Annotated in this window: 22 protein-coding genes; 5 read left to right on the top strand and 17 right to left on the bottom strand. The window is 68.6% G+C overall.

Annotated elements, in window-relative coordinates:
* Positions 1-154 precede the first annotated feature (154 nt).
* The 4 genes from IT40_RS22780 (at position 155) to IT40_RS22765 (ending at position 4,316) form a co-directional block, all read left to right on the top strand.
* Positions 155-1,354, top strand: a complete 1,200-nt coding sequence (locus tag IT40_RS22780) for a CaiB/BaiF CoA transferase family protein (protein ID WP_036760025.1) — start codon at positions 155-157, stop codon at positions 1,352-1,354.
* Positions 1,355-1,374: 20 nt separating this feature from the next.
* Positions 1,375-2,529, top strand: coding sequence for a CaiB/BaiF CoA transferase family protein (locus tag IT40_RS22775; protein ID WP_036760023.1), 1,155 nt, complete (start codon positions 1,375-1,377; stop codon positions 2,527-2,529).
* 17 nt (positions 2,530-2,546) lie between these two features.
* Entirely contained in the window at positions 2,547-3,116 is a 570-nt protein-coding gene (locus IT40_RS22770; RefSeq protein WP_036760021.1) for a DUF2889 domain-containing protein, read from the top strand.
* A gap of 168 nt (positions 3,117-3,284) precedes the next feature.
* The gene (locus IT40_RS22765; RefSeq protein ID WP_166443853.1) at positions 3,285-4,316 is read left to right on the top strand and encodes a TRAP transporter substrate-binding protein; all 1,032 of its coding nucleotides are present in this window, start codon (positions 3,285-3,287) and stop codon (positions 4,314-4,316) included.
* A 79-nt stretch (positions 4,317-4,395) separates the two neighbouring features.
* Here IT40_RS22765 and IT40_RS22760 read toward each other — a convergent pair whose 3' ends face one another.
* Genes IT40_RS22760 through IT40_RS22750 form a run of 3 tightly spaced genes read right to left on the bottom strand, consistent with a single transcriptional unit; the run spans position 4,396 to position 7,579 of the window.
* Entirely contained in the window at positions 4,396-5,178 is a 783-nt protein-coding gene (locus tag IT40_RS22760) for an N-acyl homoserine lactonase family protein (RefSeq protein ID WP_084197387.1), read from the bottom strand.
* A gap of 22 nt (positions 5,179-5,200) precedes the next feature.
* Positions 5,201-6,385 (bottom strand): CaiB/BaiF CoA transferase family protein, encoded by a 1,185-nt coding sequence (locus tag IT40_RS22755; RefSeq protein WP_036760017.1) that lies wholly within the window; start codon positions 6,383-6,385, stop codon positions 5,201-5,203.
* Positions 6,386-6,397: 12 nt separating this feature from the next.
* Complete coding sequence (locus IT40_RS22750; protein ID WP_166443852.1) at positions 6,398-7,579, bottom strand: MFS transporter; 1,182 nt, start codon at positions 7,577-7,579, stop codon at positions 6,398-6,400.
* Positions 7,580-7,829: 250 nt separating this feature from the next.
* Here IT40_RS22750 and IT40_RS22745 point away from each other — a divergent pair, with 250 nt between their 5' ends.
* On the top strand, positions 7,830-9,317 hold the full coding sequence (locus tag IT40_RS22745) for an aldehyde dehydrogenase family protein (protein WP_036760012.1): 1,488 nt from the start codon (positions 7,830-7,832) through the stop codon (positions 9,315-9,317).
* Positions 9,318-9,388: 71 nt separating this feature from the next.
* On the opposite strand, the gene IT40_RS22740 is transcribed toward IT40_RS22745, so the two are convergent.
* The 14 genes from IT40_RS22740 to IT40_RS22675 form a co-directional block, all read right to left on the bottom strand.
* Positions 9,389-10,585, bottom strand: a complete 1,197-nt coding sequence (locus IT40_RS22740) for an acetyl-CoA C-acetyltransferase (protein WP_036760009.1) — start codon at positions 10,583-10,585, stop codon at positions 9,389-9,391.
* A gap of 61 nt (positions 10,586-10,646) precedes the next feature.
* On the bottom strand, positions 10,647-11,561 hold the full coding sequence (locus tag IT40_RS22735) for an SDR family NAD(P)-dependent oxidoreductase (protein WP_036760006.1): 915 nt from the start codon (positions 11,559-11,561) through the stop codon (positions 10,647-10,649).
* 18 nt (positions 11,562-11,579) lie between these two features.
* Positions 11,580-12,743, bottom strand: a complete 1,164-nt coding sequence (locus tag IT40_RS22730; RefSeq protein WP_208021422.1) for an acyl-CoA dehydrogenase family protein — start codon at positions 12,741-12,743, stop codon at positions 11,580-11,582.
* A gap of 3 nt (positions 12,744-12,746) precedes the next feature.
* Positions 12,747-13,799 carry an acyl-CoA dehydrogenase family protein gene (locus IT40_RS22725; RefSeq protein WP_036760029.1) on the bottom strand — a complete coding sequence of 351 codons (1,053 nt, stop codon included), beginning with the start codon at positions 13,797-13,799 and terminating at the stop codon, positions 12,747-12,749.
* 14 nt (positions 13,800-13,813) lie between these two features.
* Positions 13,814-14,683: a MaoC/PaaZ C-terminal domain-containing protein gene (locus IT40_RS22720; protein WP_036760004.1), complete on the bottom strand. Its 870-nt coding sequence runs from the start codon at positions 14,681-14,683 to the stop codon at positions 13,814-13,816.
* Positions 14,680-15,513 carry an HTD2 family dehydratase gene (locus IT40_RS22715; protein WP_036760002.1) on the bottom strand — a complete coding sequence of 278 codons (834 nt, stop codon included), beginning with the start codon at positions 15,511-15,513 and terminating at the stop codon, positions 14,680-14,682. Before IT40_RS22715 ends, IT40_RS22720 begins: the two co-directional genes overlap by 4 nt.
* Positions 15,510-16,394, bottom strand: a complete 885-nt coding sequence (locus IT40_RS22710; RefSeq protein WP_036760001.1) for an HpcH/HpaI aldolase/citrate lyase family protein — start codon at positions 16,392-16,394, stop codon at positions 15,510-15,512. The genes IT40_RS22715 and IT40_RS22710 overlap by 4 nt, the downstream gene beginning before the upstream one ends.
* Positions 16,395-16,622: 228 nt before the next feature.
* Positions 16,623-17,330: a nitroreductase gene (locus IT40_RS22705; RefSeq protein WP_036760000.1), complete on the bottom strand. Its 708-nt coding sequence runs from the start codon at positions 17,328-17,330 to the stop codon at positions 16,623-16,625.
* Positions 17,327-17,713, bottom strand: coding sequence for a cupin domain-containing protein (locus IT40_RS22700; protein ID WP_052096238.1), 387 nt, complete (start codon positions 17,711-17,713; stop codon positions 17,327-17,329). Before IT40_RS22700 ends, IT40_RS22705 begins: the two co-directional genes overlap by 4 nt.
* A 12-nt stretch (positions 17,714-17,725) precedes the next feature.
* Positions 17,726-19,117: an MmgE/PrpD family protein gene (locus IT40_RS22695; protein WP_036759999.1), complete on the bottom strand. Its 1,392-nt coding sequence runs from the start codon at positions 19,115-19,117 to the stop codon at positions 17,726-17,728.
* 7 nt (positions 19,118-19,124) lie between these two features.
* Positions 19,125-19,925: an enoyl-CoA hydratase/isomerase family protein gene (locus tag IT40_RS22690; RefSeq protein WP_036759997.1), complete on the bottom strand. Its 801-nt coding sequence runs from the start codon at positions 19,923-19,925 to the stop codon at positions 19,125-19,127.
* A 4-nt stretch (positions 19,926-19,929) separates the two neighbouring features.
* Positions 19,930-21,855 (bottom strand): AMP-binding protein, encoded by a 1,926-nt coding sequence (locus tag IT40_RS22685; RefSeq protein ID WP_036759996.1) that lies wholly within the window; start codon positions 21,853-21,855, stop codon positions 19,930-19,932.
* Between the two features lie 45 nt (positions 21,856-21,900).
* Complete coding sequence (locus IT40_RS22680; RefSeq protein ID WP_036759995.1) at positions 21,901-23,343, bottom strand: MmgE/PrpD family protein; 1,443 nt, start codon at positions 23,341-23,343, stop codon at positions 21,901-21,903.
* A 128-nt stretch (positions 23,344-23,471) separates the two neighbouring features.
* On the bottom strand, positions 23,472-23,740 hold a 269-nt coding region (locus IT40_RS22675; RefSeq protein ID WP_036759993.1), incomplete at its 5' end, for a 4Fe-4S dicluster domain-containing protein.

The raw sequence follows: 23,740 nt of genomic DNA, 5'->3' as shown, positions 1-23,740 counted from the left end.
ATCGAGGGCAAGCCCGAGGACATGCGCATCGGCCGCCCCGTCGAGGTCGCCTTCATCAAGCGCGGCAGACAAACCCTGCCCGTCTTCCGATGCGCAGAATGAACAAGGCACACCACACCACAGGGGGGGACGCGGGAATGGGAGGAGGAAGAAGATGCCGGGACCGCTTGCGGATGTGAAGGTCATCGACCTGACCTCGAATTTCATGGGGCCTTACGGCTCGCTGCTGCTGGCCGACCTGGGCGCCGACATCTGCAAGGTCGAGGCGCCCGGCGGCGACACCACCCGCGGCGTCGGCCCCGCCCGCAATCAAGGCATGAGCGTCATCTTCCTGCACCTGAACCGCAACAAGCGCAGCATCGTGCTGGACCTCAAGAACCCGGCGGGGCTTGCGGCGCTGAAGAAGATGCTGCAATCGGCGGACGTGCTGCTGCACAGTTTCCGGCCCAGGACGCTGGCCAGGCTGGGCCTGTCCTTCGACGAGGTTCACAAGCTCAACCCGCGGCTGGTCTATTGCGGCTGCTTCGGCTTTGGCCAGGACGGCCCCTATGCCGACCGCCCGGCCTATGACGACCTGATCCAGGCCGGCGTCGGCATGCCGGTGGTGCAGGGGCGGCGCAACAATGGCGAGCCGGTCTATGTCGCCTCGGCCATCGCGGACCGCATCGTCGGCATGGCCACGGCCAATGCGGTCACGGCGGCGCTTTACTATCGCGAGCGCAGCGGGCACGGCCAATGCGTCGAGGTGCCGATGTTCGAGACCTTCAGCCATTTCGTCATGGGCGACCACATGTATGGGCTGACCTTCGATCCGCCCATCGGCGACTGGGGCTATGTGCGCATGACCAGCCCCGACCGCCGGCCCTACAGGACCAAGGACGGCTATCTGGGCGTCAACGTCTACAACGACAAGCACTGGCACCGCTTCTTCCATCTCTCGGGCCATCCCGAGATGGCCGAGGATCCGCGCTATGCCACGATCTACGGCCGCACCCAGCATATCGATGAGCTTTACCGCTTCCTCGGCAAGGTTTTCGAGACCAGGACCAGCGACGAATGGGAAAGGCTGCTGACCGAGGCCGATATCCCGGTCATCAGGATGAACACGCCCGAAACCCTGCTCAGCGATCCGCATATGCAGGCGGTGGGCTTTTTCGGGATGCAGGACCACCCGAGCGAGGGGCGCCTGCGCACCATCGGCCTGCCGCAAAGCTGGAGCGAGAGCAAGCCCGAGCTGCGCCACCACAGCCCGCGGCTGGGCGAAAACACCATGGAACTGCTCGGCGAATACGGGTTCTCGGAGGATGAGGCCGCCGGCCTTGTTGCCAGCGGTGGCGCCCGGACGGCCAATTGAGCGAGACGGAGGAGACGGAAATGAGCGACGAGCTACCCCTGAAAGGCATCGTGGTGGTGGAACTGGGCGACAGCGCCTCGGCGCCCTTCGGCGGGCAGGTGCTGGCGGCGCTTGGCGCCGAGGTCTGGAAGATCGAGCGTCCCGGCCCCGGCGATTCCTCGCGCAGCTGGGGGCCGAGCCAATGGAAGGGCAGCGGGGCCGCCTATCATTCGCTGAACCGCGGCAAGCGCTCGATCTGCCTGGACCTGAAGGATGCGGCGCAGCTCGATACGCTGCATGTGCTGATCCGCGACCATGCCGACGTGTTCCTGCACAACCTTCGGCCCGGCTCGGCCGGGCAATACCGGTTGGACCCGGAAAGCCTGCGCGCGCTGAAGCCCGATCTGGTCTGCTGCGAGGTCGGCGCCTTCGGCCATGTCGGGCCGATGAACCGCCTGCCGGGCTATGATCCCCTGATGCAGGCCTTTGCCGGCGTCATGAGCCTGACCGGCGAGGAGGGGCAGGCCCCGGTCCGCGCCGGCGTCTCGATCGTGGATTTCGGCACCGGCATGTGGGCGGTGATCGGCATCCTGGCGGCGCTGTTCCGCCGGGCGCGGACCAGGCAGGGCGCGACGGTGAACAGCTCGCTTCTGGAAACCGCCATCGCCTGGATGACCGTGGGCATCGCCAATTACGCCGCGGATGGCGAACCGGGCGGCCGCTTCGGCTCGGGCGTGGCCTTCATCGTGCCGCATCGCGCCTATCGGGCGGCGGATGGCTATCAGATCGTCAGCTGTGCCAACGACCGGCTGTTCGCCCGGCTTTGCGAGGCGCTGGACCGGCCGGAATGGGCCGGCGATCCGAAATTCGCCACCAATGCCGGCCGGCTGGCCCATCGCGACGAGATCGACCGCCTGATCGGCGAGCGGCTGGCGACGCAGAACCGTGCCCATTGGGACGACCACCTGGGCCGCTTCGGCATCGCCACCGCCCCGGTGCAGACCACCGCCGAGCTGTTCCACCACGAGCAGACCCGCGCGCTTGGCATGATCGCCAAGCCGCAGGAGGACGAGATCGCGACCGTCCAGCTGCCGCTGTCCTTCGACGGCCGGCGCCCGCCGCCGCTGCATGCCGCGCCCGAGATCGGCGACGACGACGATGCCCTGAAGCGGTTGCTGGCCGGAAAGCCGGCCTGAGCCACAGGAGGAGACCCATGCCGGACCTGCCGGAAGACGACGGCATCACCCGCGAAGAGATGCACCACCGCCGCCTGGATTTTCGCGGCTACCGGCGCAGCGACGGCCAGTTCGAGCTGCGGGCGCATCTGACCGACCGCAAGCCGGTGGACTTTACCCCGCCGGGCGATTCCCGGCCGGTGCCGGCCGGCGCGCCGGTGCATGACCTGGGCGTCACCGTGGTTTTCGACAAGGACATGGTGATCACCGAAATCGGCACCTTCATCGCCTCGCATCCCTATCGCCAATGTCCCGGCGGCGGCGATACGCTGCAGGCCATGGTCGGGGTCAGCATCGGGCGCGGCTGGAACCGGGCGATCCGCGAGCGCCTGCCCAATTGCGACACCTGCACGCATCTCAAGGAAATCCTGACGCCGCTGGCCAGCGCCGCCTATCAGACCATGACGGTCGAGCGGCTGCATCTGCTGGATGCGCGGGACCGGGACGGCAATCCGGTCAAGATCGACAGCTGCTATGCCTATGGCCGCAACCGCGACCTGGTGGCCAGCCTGTGGCCCGAACATGCGGACAAGGCCGGCAAGGAATGAGCCCGCCCGCGGGTCAGAGGTGTTTCCGATGGATGGCATCGTATTCTGCTGTGCAAAAGACGGATTCGGGCCATCCGCGGCCGGTTTCGCCCTAGAAATGGCAATCAGCCCGAACGCGCCGCGGGAATGGAAAACCGCCGCCATACCAACAGATCGGAGGAGTTGATGTTGGACCTTGCCAGAAAGGCCGCGCTTGCGGCCGCGATCCTTGCCTCGGGGGCGGTGCAGCCGGCCCTGGCGCAGGACCAGGTGACGCTGAAATTCACCCATATGTTCCCGCCGACCCATTTCGGCTGGAAAGAGGGCGGCCAGCCCTTTACCGAGATGATCACCGAGGCGACGGGCGGCGAGGTGCAGTTCCAGAACTTTCCCGCTGGCCAGCTGGGCAAGGACTATATCGGCCTGCTCGGCAGCGGATTGGCGGATATGGCGGTGCTGGTCGGCTCCTACATGCCCGACAAGCTGCCGCTGACCTCGGTTTCGGAACTGCCGGTCAAATACGGCAGCGCCTGCGAGGCGACCGGCAAGCTCTGGGCGATCGCGCAGCCCGGCGGCCCGCTCTACGAGGCGGAATACAAGCCCCAGGGCCTGCGCCCGCTGTTCGTGGCGGTTCTGCCCACCTACAAGGCCATGACCACCTCCAGGGAACTCAGGACGCTTGACGACCTCAAGGGGCTGAAGCTGCGCGCCTCGGGCGCGGCGATGGAGCAGACGGCGCGTGCGCTTGGCGCGGTGCCGGTGCAGATCCAGGCGCCCGAGGTCAATGATTCGCTGCGGCGCGGCACCATGGACGGGGCGTTCTGGCCCTATCACTCGGCCCCGCCCTATGAACTGGACACGCTGTTCAAATACGGGCTGGAAGGGCCGAGCCTCGGCTCGACCTCGGTGATCTTCGCCATCAGCGAGAAGAAATGGGAAGGGCTCTCCGACAAGGCCAAGGCCGCCTTCGAGGAGGCCGCCGCCCAGATGCAGCCGCGCTTTTGCAAATGGCTGGACCAGGACGAGGCCCGTGTCCGGCAGGAAATGATCGATCAGCACGGCTATGTCCCGGTCACGGTCTCGGCCGAGGAAGAGCCGCGCTGGCAGGAAAAGCTGGCGCCGGTCATCGACGCCTGGGCGCAGCGCATGGACGGCCAGGGCCTGTCCGGCACCGCCATCCTTCAGGCATTCCACGACGCGCAGCCCCTGGGCGTGGACTGACCGCGCCCGGCCTGCCGCCCCGCACATGAAAACCCCGGCCGATGGGCCGGGGTTTTTCCGTTCGTGCTTGGCGGGCCGGTCAGTCCCAGAAGGTGCCCTGCGTCGGCAACTGCGCGAAATCGGCCTGCTCGTGGCACAGGAACAGCGGCACCCCGCCCCGCTCGATGGCGGCGACGCGGCGGCGCGAGGCGGTGGTGTCGGACAGGCAATGGTCCCAGGGCATCGGGATGTGGTTCCGGTATTGGTCGCGCTGATGCGCCACGTCGCCGCCCAGCAGGATGCGGCCCCGGTGCGGCAGGTCCAGCAGCAGGCTCTGGTGCCCCGGCGCGTGGCCCGGCGTGCGCAGCAGCCTGACCGAGCCGTCGCCGAAAAGGTCGGCGTTGCCCTCCAGCGGCAGCAGCTCGACCCGGCGCAGGCGGTCGATGTCCTTGTCGCAATAGACCGGCCGCGTCCAGGGATCGGGGCAGAAGGCATAGTTCAGCTCGGCCCGCTGCGCGACATGGACGGCATCGGGGAAATATTCCGCGCCGCCCGAGTGGTCCAGGTGCAGGTGCGAATAGACGACATGGCGCACGTCGCCCCGGCCGATGCCCAGCCGTTCGAGCTGGCGGTCGACGATATGGTCGCGGCTGATGCCCTGGGTGCCGAAAGCCTCGGCCAGTCCCGGCGCCCAATAGCCCGCCTCGGGGTCCAGAACCGCACCGTTGATGCCGGTGTCCCACAGCAGGATGCCGTGGCGTTCATGCTCGATCACGGCTACCGTTGTCACCAGATCGACATGTCCGGGCTGGAATGTCGCGATCTTTGCCTTTTCCAGCGACAGGGGCGCCACGTCCAGCGCCGTCATCCTGATCCTTGCCATGTTCCTCCTCCCTCGCTTGATTTCAGGCGATGCCTTCGGCGCGCAGGGCGTCGATTTCCGCGGCGCCCAGCCCCAGCCCCTCCAGCAGCGCCTGCGTATCGGCCCCAAGGGCGGGTGCGAGGCTGCGCGGCGCGCGGCCTGCTTCGGTCAGGATCGCGCGCGTGACCAGCGGCAGCTCCGGCGCCTCGCCCGCGCGGATCGGGTCGGTATAATCGGCCAGGCCGGGCAGGCGCAGCGTCTCGGCCGGGGTCAGGCAGGGACAGGAGGGCAGGGAATGCGCCGTGAGCTCCGCCTGGCACTCGGCGACGGTGCGGCCGGCGCACCATTCCTGCTGGATGGCGCTCAGCGCTTCGCCATTCTCGCCCCGCAGCGAATCCGAGGCGAAGCGCGGGTCGGAAAGCAGGTCTTCGCGCCCCATCATCCGCGCCCAGCGGGCGAACATCGGGTCGCCGATGACCTGGATCATCACCCAGCCGTCCTGGGCGCGGAACAGGTCGGAAGGCCCGGCGATCGGGCTGCGGTTGCCGATCGGGCGGCGCGAGCGATAGCCCGAGGCTTCCTCCATCAGCATCGGGTTCATCATGGTCAGCGCCGTGCCCATCAGCGAGCATTGCACATGCTGGCCCTTGCCCGTCCGCGCCCGCTCCAGCAGGGCCGAGGTGGTGGCGAAGGCGGCCGCCATGGCGGTGGCGTAATCGACATAGGACACCGCCTCGCGCGTGGGGGTGTCGCCGAAGCCGGTCAGATACATTGCCCCGCTCAGCGCCTGGCCGGTGCCGTCGAAGCCCACGCGGTCGCGGTCCTCGCCATCGGGCGCGAAGGCCGAGATCGTGGTCAGGATCAGGTCCGGCTTGATCGCGCTCAGCGTGGCATGGTCCAGCCGCAGCTTCAGCAGCGCCTTTTGCGGCAGGTTGACGATCACGACATCGGCCGTCGCGACCAGCCGCTCCAGCACGGCGCGGCCCGCGGGCCTGGCATAGTCCAGCGTCAGCGACTTCTTGTTGGCGTTGACCTGCATGTAAAGCCCGCCGGCGCCGGGGATGCCGATGGGCATGACCTCGCGGTCGGTGGCGCCCTCGGGCGGCTCGATGCGGATGACCTCGGCGCCCTCGTTCGACAGAAGCTGGGCGCAGAAGGGCGCGGCGATATAGCGGCCAAGGTCGAGGACGCGGATGCCGGCAAGCGCGGGCTGGCGGGTCTGGGTCACGGGTTTCTCCTTTCAGCGCCGGGCCAGCGTCAGGGCCGAGGATGCCGCCATGCCAAGCGCAAGCGCCCAGGTCATCGCGCCCGATCCCAGCCCCGAGGCCAGAAAGCCCAGCAGCAACGGTGTGGCGGTTTGCAGGAAATTGGTGATGGCCATGCACAGGCCGATGGCCTCGTTCACCCGGCGCTCGGGTGCGGCGCCATAGATCAGCGCCAGCGCGATGGGCACGCCGATGCCGATGATGACGCCCAGCACCAGGCTCAGCACGGAAAGCGCGGCGAAGTCCCGTGCCAGCGGCAGCAGCGCATAGCCCAGGGCGCCCCCGATCAGCGCCAGCCGCGAGATGGCATTGCCGCTGAAGCGGCGGGTGATCATGCCGACGCTGAGGCGCGAAATCGCGGTGCCGATGGCAAAGGCGCCCAGCATCAGCCCCGCCGCCGCCGGCGACAGCCCGACCTCCAGCGCGTGCAGAGAGATGATGAAGGGATAGATGGTCTGGGCCGAGCTGAACACGGCGCTGATGATCAGCCATTGCCGCAGGGCGGGAATGCGCAGCAGCTCGGTCGTGGGGCCGGGCCGGTCCGTGCGGCCGGCGCTGGGGCTGCGGTCGAAGTTGTGGGGCAGGACAAAGACCAGCAGCGCCGCCAGCAGCGCCGAGGCGCCGATGCTGAACAGCGCGGCCGCCGCGCCCCAGAACTGATAGGCCAGCCCGGCGACCATGGGGCCGAGGAACTGGAAGACGGAATAGGCGACGACCAGATAGCCCAGGTTGCGCGGCCGGTCGGCGATGGCGCCGATCTCGCCCACGGCGCGGGCGGCGGCGACATGGCTGAAGACCGCGCCGGCCCCGATCAGCCCGGCCACCGCGTAAAGCACGGGGGCGGCCGGAAAGACCTCGAAAAGCAGGCTGGCCAGCAGGATCAGCCCCGATGCGCTGAGGATCGGCACCAGCGTCCCCGTCCGGTCCACCCAGCGGCCGAAGCCGACGCTGAAGATCATCGGCACCAGCGTGAACAGCGCCGCCATGATGCCCACCTGGGCGGTGCCGACATGCAGCCCCAGCGCGATCATCGGCAGCACCAGCCGGGCCGAGGCCAGGGTCGCATTGTTCAGCCCCGAGATCAGGATGGTATCGACCAGCAGCAGGCCGTCGCCGTGCCTTGCCTTGCCGTCCTGTTCGGGGGTCTGTGCTGTCACCTTGCTCTCGTCGCGGGGGTTGTTTCGGTGGATCGGCGGTGCCTTGGCGGTCGCGGTCGCCCTGGGAAAGCCCGGCGCTGTCGCCGGCAGCGCTGCCATACGACTATGCATCTAGCGCGGGCCTGCGTCTGCATCAGCACGAAACCACAAAGGTTTTCCCTATGGAGGTTGCAGGCTGCGGGAATGGCTCGGCGCCGGGCATCGACAGCCGTGCCGTGCTGGCCGATCCTTTGGCGATGGAGGGATCAAGATGACAAGCCAAAACCACGACCGGCCCGAACGGCCGGCCTTTGTGCAGGGTGCCAAGAAGCTGCTGATCGGCGGCCGGTGGGTCGATCCGGCGGGCGGAGAGCAGATCGCTGCCATCAACCCCGCGACCGGGCAGGAGATGTGCCGGATCGCCCGCGGCGACGCGCGCGACGTCGACCTGGCCGTCGCCGCCGCCCGCCGCGCCTTCGAGGGTGATTGGAGCCGTTGGACCCCGCACCAGCGCCGCAAGCTGCTGCTCAAGGTGCATGACCTGGTCCTTGATCATTTCGAGGAACTGGCGCTGATCGAGACGCTGGACATGGGCGCGCCGCTGTCGCGGACCCGCAACCTGCGGGAATGGACCTCGCAGGTGCTGCAATTCTATGCCTCGCAATGCGATGCCGGCACGGTGGCGGCGCCCAGGAACTCGCTGCCGGGGCATTTCCTGACGCTGAAGCAGATGATGCCGGTGGGGGTCGTCGGCGGCATCATCCCCTGGAACGGGCCGCTGATCGGGCTGTGGTGGATCTTTGGCCCGGCGCTGGCCACCGGCTGCACGGCGGTGCTGAAGCCGGCCGAGGACGCCTCGCTTTCGGTGCTGCGCGTGTCCGAGCTGATGCTCGAGGCCGGCGTGCCCGAGGGCGTCATCAACGTCGTCACCGGCTATGGCCACGAGGCCGGGCAGGCCCTGGCCGAGCATATGGGCGTCGACCGGCTGGCCTTCACCGGCTCGGTCGGCACCGCGCAGGCGATCACCCGCGCCTCGGCCGGCAATCTCAAGCGGTTGCAGATGGAGCTGGGCGGCAAGTCGCCCGACATCGTCTTTGCCGATGCCGACCTGGACAAGGCGGTGCCGGGCGCGGCGATGGGCGTGTTCACCAATACCGGGCAGGTCTGCGTGGCCGGCACGCGGATCTTCGTGCAGCGCAGGGTTCATGACGAATTCGTGGCGCGGCTGAAGGAGTTCACCGCGACGATCCGCGTCGGCGACGGCTGCGATCCGCAGACGCAGGTGGGGCCGCTGGTCTCGCAACGCCAGCTCGAGCGGGTGCAGCATTACATCGGCATCGGCGGCGGCGAGGCCGAGCTGGTCGCCGGCGGCCGTCGTCCGGGCGGCGAGCTGGCGGCGGGCTTCTATGTCGAGCCGACGGTCTTTGCCAATGTCCGCAACGACATGACCATCGCGCGCGAAGAGATCTTCGGCCCCGTGGCCTCGGTCATTCCCTTCGACGACATGGACGAGGCCTTGCGGCTGGCCAACGACACGCCCTACGGGCTTGCCGGCGGGGTCTGGACGCAGAACCTGGGCACGGCGCACAAGGTCGCTCAGGGCATCCGCGCCGGCACGGTCTGGGTCAATTGCTACGGCGTGCTGGACCCGGCTATCGGCTTTGGCGGCACCAAGATGAGCGGCTATGGCTGGAAGGGCGCCCGCGAGCATGTCGAGAGCTTCCTTTACCCGAAAGCCACCTACATCAACCTGGACTGACCGCGAGGGACAGGGCCATGCGAAAGGGGCGAGGCTGCGAGCCTCGCCCCTTTTCATTTCCTGCCCTTCGATCAGGCGCGTTCGAACACGGCCGCCATGCCCTGGCCGCCGCCGATGCACATGGTCTCCAGCCCATAGCGGGTGCCGCGGCGGGCCATTTCATGGACCAGCGTGGTCATGATCCGCACCCCGGTCGCGCCGATGGGATGGCCCAGCGAGATGCCCGAGCCGTTCACGTTCAGCTTGTCGCGCTCGTCCCAGTCCATGCCCTTCAGGCAGGCCAGGACTTGCGCGGCGAAGGCTTCGTTGATCTCGACCAGGCCCATGTCGGACATCTTCAGCCCGGTCTTTTGCAGCACCTTGGCGGTTGCCGGCACCGGGCCGATGCCCATGCGCGACGGGTCGCAGCCCACGGCCGACCAGCCGTTGAGAAAGGCGATGGGGGTCAGGCCCAGTTCCTCCAGCTTGTCCTCGGCCACGACCAGGCAGGCGGCGGCGGCATCGTTCTGCTGCGCGGCATTGCCGGCGGTGACGGTGCCGTCCTTCTGGATCACCCGCAGCCTGGCCAGCGATTGCGGGGTGGTGTCCGGCCGGATGCCCTCGTCGCGGTCGAAAACCAGCGGATCGCCCTTGCGCTGCGGCACCGCGACCGGCACGACCTCCTGGGCAAAGCGCCCGTCCGCCCAGGCGGCGGCGGCGCGGCGGTGGCTTTCGGCGGCAAAGGCGTCGGCCTCCTCGCGGGTGATGCCGTAGTCGCGGGCCAGGTTCTCGGCCGTCTCGATCATGCCCGAGATATAGCCGAAGCGATGCACGGGCTGCGAGCGTTCGCGGCCCCGGTCCAGCCGGTCGTAGAACTGCGTCGTGCCCGAGCGCCGGCCCCAGCGCATGTCGGTGGTGTAGAACTCGATGTTCGACATCGACTCGACGCCGCCGGCCAGCACCACGTCGCAGGCGCCGGTCTGCACCATCATCGCCGCCGTCACCAGCGCCTGCAAGCCGCCGCCGCAGCGCCGGTCGGTCTGAAGGCCCGGCACCTCGATCGGCAGGCCTGCGTCCAGCGCGATCCAGCGCCCGACGCAGGGGGTTTCCGAATTGGCATAGGACTGGGCAAAGACCACGTCCTCGATCAGCGCGGGATCGAGGCCGGTCTTTTCCAGAACCGCCTTGGTGACGGTGCCGCCCAGAGCTTCGACGGGAACGGGGCGCAGCGCGCCTCCGAAACCGCCGACGGCGGTGCGAAGCGGGCTGACGATGGCGGCGCGGCGCATGGGGTTTCTCCTTGGTGGTCGGGGTTTCGGCGGACGGGCCGCGGCCCGTCCCGGCAGGGCCCTAGCAGGGATCCCAGGTAAAGACGTCCTGGCTGCGCTCCAGCGGGTAGAACGAGGAACGCAGGGCGGGGATGGCGTGGTCGCGGACGGTCTCGGCCGTCCAGTCCCCGTCGCGGTGGACCGAGCGGATCGGGCGGTTCTGGCTGAGCAGGAAGATCTCGTTCCGGCGCACCGAGAAGATCTGCCCGGTCACGTCCCCGGCATCATCCGAGCCCAGGAACACCGCCAGCGGCGCGTTCTTTTCCGGCGTCATCTTCTTGAGGTTCTCGACCCGCGCGATCTGGTCCGGGGTCTCGGTCGGGATATTGCTGGTCATCCGGCCCCAGGCGAAGGGCGCGATGCAGTTCGAGCGCACGTTGTAGCGCTTCATGTCCAGCGCGATGGTCTTCGACAGCCCGACCATGCCCAGCTTGGCGGCGGAATAGTTCGCCTGGCCCAGGTTGCCGATCAGGCCGGAGGTCGAGACCATGTGGATGAAGCTGCCGCTTTCCTGTTCGCGAAAGATCTCGGCCGCGGCGCGGCTGACGAAGAAGCTGCCGTTCAGATGCACGCCGATCACCGCCAGCCATTGCTCGGGCGTCATCTTGTGGAACATGGCGTCGCGCAGGATGCCGGCGTTGTTCACCACGATGTCGAGTCGGCCGAAGCTGTCCCTGGCCTGCGCCACCATGCGCTGCGCCGCGTCCCATTCCGAGACGCTGTCGGTGTTGATGACGGCCTTGCCGCCGAAGGCCTCGATCTCGGCCTTGACCTCTTCGGCCGGGCTGGCCGAGCCGCCTTCGCCCGACAGCGACACGCCGATGTCGTTGATCACCACCGAGGCGCCGGCGCGGGCCATGGCGATGACGATGGCGCGGCCGATGCCGCCGCCGGCGCCTGTGACCAGCGCAACCTTGCCGTCCAGTATCTGGGTCATTTCCGTTGTCCTTTCGTGTCAGGGCAGGTCGAGCACGGCCTTGGCCAGGATGTTCTTCTGCACCTGGGTCGTGCCGCCATAGATCGTGGCCGCGCGGGCGTTCAGGAACTGCGTCGGCATGGCCAGGTCGTTCGACCCCATGAGCGGCGCCAGCAGCCCGCCATCCTCGGCCATCAGCTCCAGCCCGTATTCGGTGATGCGCTGGTAAAGCGCCGTCTGGTTCAGCTTGAGGAAGCTGACCTCGGGCCCCAGCCTCTCGCCCCGGCGCAGCTTGTCGGCGACGCGGCTGAAGATGGCCTGGTGGTCCTCCAGCTCCATCTGGAAGCCGGCGTAGCGGTCGACGAAGGCCGGGTCGTCCAGAAGGCCGTAATGCTGGCCCAGCCGGCGCAGCTTGGCCAGCGCGCTGGCCGACTGCCGCGGGCCACCCAGGAAGATCCGCTCGAAGCCCAGCAGGTTCTTGGCCATGGTCCAGCCCTGGTTGACCTCGCCCACGATATTGCCCTTGGGCACGCGGACGTTGTCGAAGAACACTTCCGAGAACTCGTCGTCCAGCTCCAGGTTGATGATCGGCCGGATGGTGATGCCGGGCGTGTCCAGCGGGATCAGCAGGAAGCTGATGCCCTCCTGCTTCTTGCCGGTCTTGTCGGTCCTGACCAGGCAAAAGATCCAGTCGGCATCGCCGGCCAGCGTGGTCCAGATCTTCTGCCCGTTCACCACCCATTCGTCGCCGTCCAGCACCGCCTCGGTGCGCAGGTTGGCCAGGTCAGAGCCGGCGTTGGGTTCGGAATAGCCCTGGCACCAGATATGCTCGCCCGACAGGATCCTGGGCAGGAAATGCGCCTTCTGCTCTTCCGAGCCGTAGTTGATCAGCAGGGGCCCCAGCAGCATCATGCCGTGGTCGGGGGTGCGGGCGGCGCCGAATTTCTCGAATTCCTCGACATAGATCAGCTGCTTGCCGGGGTTCAGCCCCATGCCGCCATGGTCGCGCGGCCAGTTCGGCGCCAGCCAGCCGGCGGCCGACAGGATCATGTACCAGGGCTCGGCATCGTCCCAATGCAGCCGCTTGGCCGGGTGGCGCAGATGGGGCGGGTGGTTCTGGGCCAGGAAGCGACGAACCAGGGCGCGGAAATCCTCGTCCGGGAGCGCGTTGTAGTCGTCCAGCTTGAACGCATCATGGGCCATGGCTCATGCCTCCTGCATGACGGGTTTCAGACGGGCGAAGCGGGCGCGGTGCTGGGACGGCCCGCCAAAGCGCGCCGCCTCGACCATGGCCTTGCGCAGATACAGGCCGATGTCGTGTTCGTCGGTAAAGCCGATGCCGCCATGCAGCTGGATGCAGTCGCGCGTCACCTTCATCGCCGAGGCCGAGGCCCGCGCCTTGGCGCGCGAGATCGCCGCCTGGGCGGCGGGCGTCGGCCCTTCGCGGTCCCATTGCAGCGCCGCCTGCTCGATGCTGGCGCGGCTGACCTCGATCTCCAGCCGGGCGTCCACGGCCATGTGCTGCAGGATCTGGAACTGGCCGATGGTCTTGCCGAACTGCACCCGCTGCTTGAGATAGGCGACGGTCATGTCCAGCGCGCCTTCCATCAGCCCCAGCAGATAGGCGGCGGTCGCCAGCGCCGCCTCGGCCAGCGCCGGGCGGGGGTCGGCGGCGATCACGGCGCAGGGCGTATCCTCGAAGCGGATGGCGGCGACATGGCCGCCGTCCTGCGTCTCGTCGGTGATGACGGTCACGCCGGGCGCATCGGCGGCGACCAGCGCCGATTGCGTGGCGCCGACGACCAGCAAGGCATCCGCCCCCGCCGCCATCGGCACATGGATCCGGCTCGCCGTGACCTTGCCGTCGCGGATCGCGGGATCGCCCGCGGGCTCCAGCGTGCCGCGCGCCTCGGTCCAGGCCGGGATCACCAGCCGCGCGCCGTCCAGATGTGCCTCCAACGCCGCGCCGTCGAGCAGGGCCGAGGCCAGCACCGCCGGGATCAGCGGCTCGGGCAGCAGGGCACGGCCGGCCTCTTCGGCCAGCGCGGCATAGGGCAGCAGGCCCAGGCCGACGCCGCCCCTGTCCTCGGGCAGGCGCAGGGCGGGCCAGCCAAGGGCGCAGATTTCCGACCAGACCGCGCGGTCGAAGCCGGGCGAGCCATAGCGCAGCTTGCGGATGCGGGTCAGGTCCTGGCCGGTGATGCCGCGCGCGCTGTCGCGGATCATTTCCATCGACGAAAGAACGTCCTCGGGGATCATGTTCGGCTCCGGGTTCATGGTTCGGGGGCGGGATCGAAGCGGGCAAGGCCGCCGTCGATCACCACGGCGTCGCGGGCGGGGACCAGGGCGCGGAAGCGGCCGTCGGCCCAGATCTCGCTGCGGATCGTCTCGCCCGGATAGACCGGCTTGGCAAAGCGCAGCCGCACCGCGCGCATGGTCTCGGCGCGATAGCCGCCAAGCGCCCGCAGCAGCGCGTGGCAGACCACGCCCATGGTGCAAAGCCCGTGCAGGATCGGCCGCTCGAACCCCAGCTTGCGGGCCAGTTCGGGGTCGCTGTGCAGCGGGTTCAGGTCGCCGTTCAGCCGATAGATCAGCGCCTGCGCGTCGGCGGTTTCCAGGTCGACGACATGATCCGGCGCGGTCTGGGGCTCGGGCAGGCGCGGCACGGGGTTTCGCGGCTCCGAGGGCCCGCCGAAGCCGCCGCCGCCACGGATGAAGGTGGTGCGGTTCAGCCGGGCGAAGCGGCGGCCCTCGCCGTCGGAAAGCTCGGTCTCGGCCAGGATCAGCGCCGGCTTGCCCGCGCCCTTGTCGATGACCTCGGTGATGCGGGTGCGGCTTTCGACCGTGCCCTTGCCGGGGATCGGGCCGAGGATCTCGATGGCCTGGTCGGCATGCAGCACGCCCTTGGGGTCGACGCCCGAATCCGGGTGGCCGAGATAGAAGCCGGGATGCGCCATCACCAGCACCATGGCCGGCATGACCTGCGGCCCTTGCAGCGGATCGACGTAAGGCAGCTGCCGCGCGTCCAGCGCATCGCGCCCCATGCCGATCGACAGCGCATAAAGCGCGATGTCGCGTGGCGTCAGCTCCTGCCGCACCACGGGGATCTCCAGCCGCATCAGCTTGTCCAGGTCGATGCTCATGCCGTCACCCTGGCGCTCATGCCGGTATAGCCGCCGGGGCCCTCGGCCCAGAGATCGTGGCCCTCGGCTGTGATGCGGCCGCAGACCTGCATCCGGCCGCCGGCGAACAGCGGCGCCTGGCCGCGAAAGCTGAAGCTGCGGGGTGGCTTGCCGATGTGGCGGACAAAGCCCTCCATCAGCAGGGTGGCGGTCAGGGGGCCGTGGACCACCAGGCCGGGATAGCCTTCCTCGCCCGTGGCATAGGGCAGGTCGTAATGGATGCGATGCGCGTTGAAGGTCAGCGCCGAATAGCGAAACAGCAGCACCGGGTCGGGGTCCAGCGGGTCGCGCCAGTCGGCGGGCGCGACCTCCGCCACCGCCGCCGGCTGGGCGCTGGTCGAGGGTTCGCGATAGACGATGTCCTGTTCCTCCTCGATGGCAAGGCCGGCGCCGGTGGCCAGGCTGTGCCTGACCGTCAGGAAGACCAGCGCGCCCTGGCGGCCGGATTTCTCGGTCACGGACAGGATCTCGCTGGTGCGGCTCACCTCCTCGCCGACATGGATCGGTGCGTGAAAGGTCAGCCTGCCCCCCGCCCACATCCGCCGCGGCAGCGGCACCGGCGGCAGGAAGCCGCCGCGCCGGGGGTGCCCGTCCGGGCCGATCTGCGACTGCGGCGCCTCGGGGGTGAAGAACGTCCAGTGCCAGAGCGGCGGCAGCGCCTCGCCCCTGGCCGGGGCGGGGCGGTCCAGCAGCACCGCCATGCGCCGGACATGGGCGGGCGCGATCACGTCGCGGCTTTCCTCGGTCCGGCCGATCCAGGTTTGCAGATGGGCGATGTCGATGCCGGTCATGCCGTGCCCTCCGAAAGCGCGGCCATCTGCACATAGCGATGTGCCAGCCGCAGATGGGCGATGTCCACCATCTTGCCGTCCACCACGGCGACGCCGTTCGCGGCGCCTTCCAGCGCCGCGATCACCGCGCGGCCCCATTCCACCCGCTCGGGCGCCGGGCGCAGCGTGGCGTGGACGGTGGCGATCTGCGCCGGATGGATGCAGAGCTTGCCGGCGAAACCCAGCGCCAGCGCCTCGCGCGTCTCCAGCTCCAACCCCGAGGCCGCGCGCGGATCGGGAAAGGGCGTGTCGATGGCGCGTACGCCCGCGGCCGCCGCCGCGATGGCGACCTGCCGGCGGGCATGGGCCAGTAGTGGGTTCATCTGCCCGCTCGCCCGCGCCATCACCCCCAGGTCCGAGGCCAGATCCTCGCCCGCAAAGCACAGCGCGGCCAGCCGCGGCGTCGCCGCGCGGTAATCCATGTCGAGCAGCGCCAGCGCCGATTCCGTGACCAGCGGCAGGATGGCGATGCGGCCGGCGGGGCGGTCGAAACCGGCCTCCAGCGCGTCGATGCGGTCGGAAAGCTGCGCCAGGTCCGGCCGGCCGCCGCATTTGGGCAGCATGATCGCATCGGCGCCGCCGCGCACCGCCATGGCCAGATCGGCCAGGTGCCAGGCGGTGTCGGCCGCGTTCACCCGCACCGCGACCGGCAGAGCGCGCGGCGCCGCCAGCGCCTCGGCCACCAGCGCCCGCGCCTCGGCCTTGGCCGCGGGATCGACCGAATCCTCGAGGTCCAGGATCACCGCATCCGCGCCCGAAGCCATCGCCTTGCCCATCCGGTCGGCGTTCGAGCCGGGGCAGAACAGCAGGCTGCGAAGCGGCAGGGTATGAATGTCAGCCATAAGATTTTCCGTTGGGTCGCTGGTCGGCAAGCAGGTTGTTTCCGTTGGCGCCGGCGGGACGGAGAGCAACCGCCAGGCCGGGCTTTTCCCATGTGTTCTCATGGAGAGCGGGGAAATTCCACAGAATCAAACAAGGCAAAACCTGTTGGTATATATAGGAAAAGCCTATATCTGTGCGGGTGGTGAACCTGCCCTTTCCCCGTGGCGGGGCAGGCCATCCGCGACCGCTCAGGCGAAGCGAAACAGCGCCTCTGGCTCGATCCGGGTCGAGCGGAAGCGGTTCGCCGCATCCTCGGGCAGCGCGTATCCGAACGAGATGCCGCAGACGAAATCGCGGTCCTCGGGCAGGTCGAAGGCCGCGCGGATCACCCGTGCGTGCTGGGCCAGCGCCGCCTGCGCCACGGTCGCCACGCCCTCGGCCTGCGCGGCAAGCAGGAAGGACGAGACGAAGGCGCCGATGTCCAGCACGCCATAGGGGCCAAGCGCGCGGGGCACCGAAAGCAGCGCCACATGCGGCGCGCCGAAGAAGCGGAAATTCTTCAGGTGATGCGCGTGGCGGGCGGCGCGATCCTCGCGCGCGATGCCGAGCGCGGCGTAAAGCCCGAAGCCGACCTCGCGGCGGCGGGCCATGTTCGGCGCGGGATAGCTTTCGGGATAGGGGATGTCCGAGGCGATCTCGGGATGCGCCTCGGCCTCGGCCAGCAGCGCCGCGGAAAGCCGCGCCGTCGTCTCGGGCCGGGTGACGATCAGCTCGTCCCAAGGCTGCACGTTCGACCACGAGGCCGCCCAGCGGGCGGTATCGACGATGCGCCGGATGGTTTCCTCGGGCACCGGATCGGGGCGAAAGGCGCGGCAGCTGTATCGCGCCCGCATCAGGCGTCGCAGCACATCGGCATCGCTTTCCTCGCCCGCGGGGATGTCTTCGATCTGTCTCATGCCAGGCCCTCCGGCGCCTTGGGGTCGAGGTAATCCGCCAGTCCCAGGGCGCGTTCTGCGAAATATTGCGTCTCGATCATCAGGCAGCCGGTCTCCGAGCGGATCGGCCCGTGCGGCGTGCCCGGCGGGCGGATGACATAGGCGGGCGCCTTCAGCGTCACGCCGGTTTCCTTTTGCGTCACCTCGCCCTCGACCAGCAGCGCTTCCTCCCAATAGGGGTGGGTGAAGGCGGCGAAGGTCTCGCCGCCGGGCAGGATGCGGACATACCGGGTGCGAAAGCCCTGGCCTGCGGCCTCGTCCAGCGCGCCGCTGAGCGGTTTCACCGCGATGCCCGCGGTTTCGGGGACAGGTTGCCAGCCGGTGGTCAGGTCGACGGGGAACATCGCAGCCTCCGTTCAGCGGATCAGCAGGGCGACCAGGTCGGCCGCCGGCAGCGCCGGATCGCCGGCCTTGATCGTCGCCAGCAGCCGCGCCGACTGCTCGGCACCCAGGGCCAAGCGGGTCAGGTCGTCGAACTTGGCATCCAGGTCGGCCTGCGAGACCGGGTTTTCCGTCGTGCCCAGCGGGTCGAGGATGAACAGCCTTTCCTCGGCCCCGTCGGCCATGCGCGCGGTGATGTCGCCGACCCATTTGCCGGGATGGGCACGGTCGAGTTCCGGCTTGACGGTGATCTTCACCCGCTGCGCCATCCGGGCGACCTCGCTGCCCTCGGAAAGGTCCAGCGCGCCCTGCATATAGGCGGAATGCGTCTCGTAGCCGTTGCCCTTGCCCAGAAGCGACAGGGCGAACTGGAAGGGCAGGGAGTATTGCAGATGCTCGATGGTCTTGGGCGCATAGGCATTGGCGTTGGCGTTGCCGACGATGATGTTGCCGCCGGTCTGGATGCCCAGCTCGATCGCCTCGATCCGGCCGGCGCGGTTGGCCAGCTGGCGGGCGCCGTCGATATAGGCGTGGTTGATGCCGCAGCAGCAATAGGGCTTGATCCAGACTTTCGCGATCTCGAAGCCCTGGTCCTTGCCGAAGCGGGCGGCCTGGTCGGCGGGGATGTCCTTTTGCACGAAGGTGCGGAAGAACCCCTTGGCGCCCGACAGGAAGGTGGTCGGCCCGGTCAGCCCGGCCTCGGCCATTTCCGCGGCGCGGATGCCGTTGCGGGTGCCGATGCCGGCATGGACGCGCTTGATCGACCCGCCCGAGGAGGTGTATTCCGTCGTCCCCGAGGCATGCGACAGCGCGATGGACAGCGCATGGGCGGTGCGCTCCAGGTCGAAGCCGCGCATCCGGGCGACCACGGCGGCGGCGCCGAAATTCGACAGGATCGCATGCGGGTGCCAGCCCCGTTCCAGCAGCTGCGGCGCGGCGAGGTTGCCGATGCGGGTATAGACCTCGTAGCCGGCGACGATGCCCTCGATCACCTGCGCCATGGTCGCGCCGATTTCCTCGCCCACCGCCAGCGCGGCGGGGACCACGCAGCTGCCGGGATGGCTGGAGCTGGCGCGATGCGCGTCGTCATATTCGAAGCCGTGGCCATAACTGCCATTGACGAAGGCGGCGTCGCCCGCGCTCATCCGCTCGCCCGAGGCGGCGACGCGGGCCTTGCCGGGCACGTGGCTGCGCTTGGCCAGCGCCAGCAGCGCCTGGCTCCAGGGCAGGCTGGCGCTGCCGACCTGCAGGGCCAGCTGGTCCTGCATCAGCCGGCGCGCGCCTTCCAGCGCCTCGGGCGGCAGCGCATCGTGGCGCAGGTCGGTGACAAGGCGGGCGACGGCTTCTTCCAGCGGGGGCAGGGTCATGGCTTCCTCACTTGTTGCCGAAATCCGGCGTGCGTTTTTCCAGATGCGAGGCCAGCCCTTCCCTGGCCTCCGGCCCGCCGAAGCCCAGCAGTTCCAGCGCCAGCGAGGCGTCGAAGGCGGGGCCGGCGGCGCGCATCCAGTTGTTGAGCGAATGCTTGGTCCAGCGGATTGCGGTCGGCGCGCCCTCGGCCAGCCGGATCGCGGCATTCATCGCCCGCTCGGCCAGTTCCTCGGGCTCGACGGCCAGCGAGACGAGGCCGATGCGCTCGGCCTCTTCGCCCGTCATCGGCTCGCACAGCATCAGGTAGTATTTCGCCTTGGCGATGCCGCAAAGCAGCGGCCAGATGATCGCGGCATGATCGCCTGCCGCCACGCCCAGCCGGGTGTGGCCGTCGACGATCTTGGCCTTTTTCGAGGCGATGGAAATGTCGGCCAGCAGCGCCGCCACCAGCCCGGCGCCCACCGCCGGGCCCTGGATGGCCGAGACGATGGGCTTTTCGCAATCCAGGATATTGTGGACCAGCTCCCGCGCCTCGTGCCACATGCGCACGCGGGCGCCGAAATCGTCGATCAACTCCTGCACCAGGCTGAAGTCGCCGCCGGCGGAAAACGCCCGCCCCTCGGCGCAAAGCAGGACCGAGCGGACGGCGTCGTCCTTGTGGATCTGCTTCCAGACATCGGCGATCTCCTGGTGGCCGGCCTTGTCCAGCGTGTTCAGGCTGTCGGGCCGGTTCAGCGTCAGCCGCAGCACGCCGGGATGCGGCATGTCGGCGCGGAAGGCGGTGTAATGCGAATAGGCGTCCATCATTTCCTCACTTGCCAAGTGCCGCGATCTCGTCCAGCGCCGCCGGGTTGTCGAGCGAGGACAGGTCGCCCAGCTTTTCCCCCGCATAGGCCTGCCGGATCAGCCGGCGCATGATCTTGCCCGAGCGCGTCTTGGGCAGTTGCGTCACCAGGTGAACCTTGCCCGGCTTGAAGGGTTTGCCAAGCCGGTCGCCCACCGCATTCGCCACGCGCTTGGCCAGGTCGTCGCGATCCCCGGCAAAGCCCGGCATCGGCAGGACGAAGACCACCAGCTTCTGGCCCTTGACCGGGTCGCTGACGCCGACCGCCGCCGCCTCGCTGATCTCCTCCATCTCCAGCACGACCTCCTCGACCTCGGCCGGGCCCAGGCGCTTGCCTGCGACCTTCAGCGTGTCGTCCGAGCGGCCCATGACCACGAAGCTGCCGTCGGGCGATTTCACCGCCAGGTCGCCATGCACCCATGATCCGGGGATCGTGGACCAGTAGCTGTCGATATAGCGCGCGTCGTCCTGCCAGAAGCTGGCCGTCATGCCGATGAAGGGGGCGCGGATCACCACCTCGCCGACCTCGCCCAGGACAGGGTTGCCCTGCGGGTCGGTCACGGTCACGTCGATGCCCGGCGACGCGGTGTTGAAGCCGCCCGCCGCGATGGGCTTGACCTGCACCGAGGACAGCAGCGCGCCCGAAACCTCGGTGCCGCCGGTATAGTTGATGACCGGGCTGCCATTGGCCCCGAAGCGGTTCTGGTACCAGGCGAAATGTTCGGCGTCGATGACCTCGCCCGCGGTGATCAGCAGTTGCAGGCTGGAACGGTCGTGCTTCAGCGCCAGCGCCTCGTTGGCGGCAAAGCCGCGGATCAGCGTGGGGGCCGAGCCGTAATGGGTGATCTTGTGATCCTCGATCAGCTTGCCCATGCGCGACCAGTCGGGAAAGTCCGGCGCGCCGGCGTAAAGCACCAGCGTCGCCCCGCGCAGAAGCGCCGTGGACAGCACCAGCGTGCCGGCGATCCAGCCCATGTCGGCCGGCCAGCAGAACACGTCGCCCGGCCCGACGTTGAAATGCACCGCCGAGTCATGCGCGATGCGCAGCGGAAAGCCGCCATGGGTATGCACCGGCCCCTTGGGCTTGCCGGTGGTGCCCGAGGTATAGATCACCATGAACGGGTCCATCGGCCCCATGCTTTCGGCGGGGCGGTGGTCGTCGTCGGCTTCCGCCACCTGGTTCCAGGTCAGGTCGCCTTGGGGGATGGCCACGCCGGGCGCGTCCTTCCAGATGATCGTCTCGACCGAGGGCAGGTGCTTGCGCGCCTCCTGCATCACCGCCTGCATGTCGACATATTTGCCCCGGCGCGCAAAGCCGGTGGTGGCGATCACCGCCCTGGCCGCGCTGGGTTCCAGCCGCGAGATCACCGCCTCATGCCCGAAACCGGAGAACAGCGGCACCATGATCGCGCCGATATAGGGGATGGCCAGCGCGGAAACCGTCGCCTCGATGCCGTTGTCCAGCAGCAGCCCGACCCGGTCGCCGCGCCCGATGCCCTGCTGGCGCAAGCCATGGGCAAAGCGACGCACCATGACGGCCAGTTCGGCAAAGCTGATCCGGCGCACCGTCCCGTCCTCGGCCTCGTCGATGACGGCGATGCGGTCGGGCGCGGTCCCGGCATGGGCCAGCACGGTATTGACCCAGTTTAGCCGGGCACCGGGCCACCATTGCGGGAACTCCTTGCCGCGCGAGAGATCCACATAGCCCTCGGGCGCCCTGTCCCATTCGATGCCCAGGAAATCCGCGGCCGCCTGCCAATAGGCCTCGGGCTTTTCGACGGACAAGGCCAGCAGCGCATCGTAATCCCGGACGCCCAGCCTTTCGGCCAGCTTCAGCACATGGGCGCTGTCGAGATGCTTCTGCTGCGGAGTCCAGGCTTCTGGGGCTGTCATCTTGATTTCCTCCGGGTTCGCGGCGATCCGGGCGCCGGCTGTGGTTCAGTTGCGAGGGGCCGGGCCCTGCGCGTCGGGCGCGGTCAGGCGCATGACGCGGCCAAGGTCGTCCAGCCGGGGCAGGTCCATGACCAGTTCCACGATGGCCTCGGCATTGCCGCGCGGCAGGATGCCGTCCACGTTGTTCAGGAACTTGGCGATCAGCTCGTCATTGGTCATGTGGCTGGCCGGGTCGGGCGATTTCGTGCCCTTGGGATAGCGCCGCTCGCCGGCATAGGTCCGGCCGCGCGCCCGGATCTCCAGCTTGGCGGGGCGGCTCGCGGCATTGCCGGTCAAGAGCTTGACGTAATCGGGATGCACCTCATGCGTCACCTTGTCCATCAGCCCCATGACCGAGTCGCCGAAGACCAGCTCCGGGTCCATCCAGGCCCGGCCCGGCGGCACGCGATGGGCGCCGACGGCGATGCCATGCGCGATGGAAAACTGCGCGTCATGCGGCAGCAGGATCTCGCGGTTCAGCCAGACCGGCTGCTCGACCATGCCCTCGACATAGACCTTGATGCCCTCGATCTCCTCGACGGCAATCGCGTGCCGGTCCAGCAGATCCTGCATCTCGTCGATCAGCGCGTGCAGGATGCGGCAATGCGGATAGGGCTTGAAGGCCGACAGGTCCACGAACCGCCATTCCCGGCCCAGGTCCGCCACCATCCGGTCGGCAAACCAGCGCCGCGTGCCGATGAAGCGGCGATAGCCGAATTCCTCGTCGTCGAGGATCTGGATGTCGCCGCGATGGCCCAGCTCGGCGGCATAGGCGGCGGTAAAGGCCGATTGCGTCAGGACGCCGGCATGCAGGTATTTGATGGTCGAGCTGGGCGCGTGCTGGAACCAGGCCGTCTGCGCATTGACCGGAGAGACCGAGCCCGCGATCCCCAGCCCGTTCGCCGTCACCTCGGCCGAATGGCCGCGCAGCATCGAGATGGCGGCCGCGGCGCCGAAGATGGTCTCGGCATAGCCGAAGACCGGCGGCGGGTCGACCTTGCCGTCCCTGGTGTCGCGCAGATAGTCCATGCCCATGCCGATGCGGCAGGAGATCTCGTGGCCGACGGCGATGGCCAGGGCGACCGCCTTGCCGTCCCTGGCCATGGTTTCGCCAAGCGCCATGATGCCGGGCAGCACATAGGGGGTGACATGGCCGGGCGGCATGATCGCGTCCATGTCCAGCGTGTTGATCAGCTCGCCATTGGCGAAGGCGGCGCCGAAGGCCGAGACCTTGTCGCCGGTGCCCATGATCGTCGCATCGCCCTGGCTGCCGCCGATCAGCTTGCCGTAGGCGATCCCGGCGCGGCCCTTCAGCTCGCCGATGCCGGCGACGGCGACGCCGATGGAATCGAGCAGGATGCGCGCCGTTTCCCCGATGGCCTCGGCCGGCAGATCCTCGATCCGGGTGCCGGTCGCCAGGTCGGCGAATTTCTGGATCATCGTGGTCATCTTGCAGCTTCCTCCCTGGCGGCCGGTTCTCCTGCCGGCGACTATCGCCCGATCATCTAACAGGCGCTAGAATTTCGTTCATCGTGTGCTTCTGTCCCGGCCAAAGGAAAAACCGATAGCTCGCCTTGTCACATATTCGGGTAATTCGGCCCGTCGCCGCCCTGGGGCGTTGTCCAGTCGATGTTCTGGCTGGGGTCCTTGATGTCGCAGGTCTTGCAGTGGACGCAGTTCTGGAAGTTGACCTGGAAGCGCGGGCCGCCCTCGCCCTCGAGCACCTCGTAGACCCCGGCCGGGCAGTAGCGCTGCGCCGGCTCGGCATAGAGCGGCAGGTTCACCGCGATCGGCACCGTGGGATCCTTCAGCTTCAGGTGGCAGGGCTGGCTTTCCTCGTGGTTGG

Origin of the sequence: Paracoccus versutus, assembly GCF_000763885.1 — a bacterium.
GTDB classification, from domain to species: Bacteria; Pseudomonadota; Alphaproteobacteria; order Rhodobacterales; family Rhodobacteraceae; genus Paracoccus; species Paracoccus versutus.
The sequence above is the reverse complement of the archived record's forward strand: the minus strand, read 5'-3'. Positions and strand labels throughout refer to the sequence as shown.

What these genes read in the sequence shown, in the direction of transcription:
- IT40_RS22745 (WP_036760012.1), top strand. Translation starts at nt 7,830, where the DNA reads ATGACAAGCCAAAACCACGACCGGCCCGAACGGCCGGCCTTTGTGCAG.
- IT40_RS22700 (WP_052096238.1), bottom strand. Translation starts at nt 17,713, where the DNA reads ATGTTCCCCGTCGACCTGACCACCGGCTGGCAACCTGTCCCCGAAACC.
- IT40_RS22770 (WP_036760021.1), top strand. Translation starts at nt 2,547, where the DNA reads ATGCCGGACCTGCCGGAAGACGACGGCATCACCCGCGAAGAGATGCAC.
- IT40_RS22740 (WP_036760009.1), bottom strand. Translation starts at nt 10,585, where the DNA reads ATGCGCCGCGCCGCCATCGTCAGCCCGCTTCGCACCGCCGTCGGCGGT.
- IT40_RS22690 (WP_036759997.1), bottom strand. Translation starts at nt 19,925, where the DNA reads ATGATGGACGCCTATTCGCATTACACCGCCTTCCGCGCCGACATGCCG.
- IT40_RS22735 (WP_036760006.1), bottom strand. Translation starts at nt 11,561, where the DNA reads ATGACCCAGATACTGGACGGCAAGGTTGCGCTGGTCACAGGCGCCGGC.
- IT40_RS22705 (WP_036760000.1), bottom strand. Translation starts at nt 17,330, where the DNA reads ATGAGACAGATCGAAGACATCCCCGCGGGCGAGGAAAGCGATGCCGAT.
- IT40_RS22775 (WP_036760023.1), top strand. Translation starts at nt 1,375, where the DNA reads ATGAGCGACGAGCTACCCCTGAAAGGCATCGTGGTGGTGGAACTGGGC.
- IT40_RS22730 (WP_208021422.1), bottom strand. Translation starts at nt 12,743, where the DNA reads ATGGCCCATGATGCGTTCAAGCTGGACGACTACAACGCGCTCCCGGAC.
- IT40_RS22680 (WP_036759995.1), bottom strand. Translation starts at nt 23,343, where the DNA reads ATGACCACGATGATCCAGAAATTCGCCGACCTGGCGACCGGCACCCGG.
- IT40_RS22780 (WP_036760025.1), top strand. Translation starts at nt 155, where the DNA reads ATGCCGGGACCGCTTGCGGATGTGAAGGTCATCGACCTGACCTCGAAT.
- IT40_RS22685 (WP_036759996.1), bottom strand. Translation starts at nt 21,855, where the DNA reads ATGACAGCCCCAGAAGCCTGGACTCCGCAGCAGAAGCATCTCGACAGC.
- IT40_RS22715 (WP_036760002.1), bottom strand. Translation starts at nt 15,513, where the DNA reads ATGACCGGCATCGACATCGCCCATCTGCAAACCTGGATCGGCCGGACC.
- IT40_RS22710 (WP_036760001.1), bottom strand. Translation starts at nt 16,394, where the DNA reads ATGGCTGACATTCATACCCTGCCGCTTCGCAGCCTGCTGTTCTGCCCC.
- IT40_RS22720 (WP_036760004.1), bottom strand. Translation starts at nt 14,683, where the DNA reads ATGAGCATCGACCTGGACAAGCTGATGCGGCTGGAGATCCCCGTGGTG.
- IT40_RS22725 (WP_036760029.1), bottom strand. Translation starts at nt 13,799, where the DNA reads ATGATCCCCGAGGACGTTCTTTCGTCGATGGAAATGATCCGCGACAGC.
- IT40_RS22695 (WP_036759999.1), bottom strand. Translation starts at nt 19,117, where the DNA reads ATGACCCTGCCCCCGCTGGAAGAAGCCGTCGCCCGCCTTGTCACCGAC.
- IT40_RS22760 (WP_084197387.1), bottom strand. Translation starts at nt 5,178, where the DNA reads ATGGCAAGGATCAGGATGACGGCGCTGGACGTGGCGCCCCTGTCGCTG.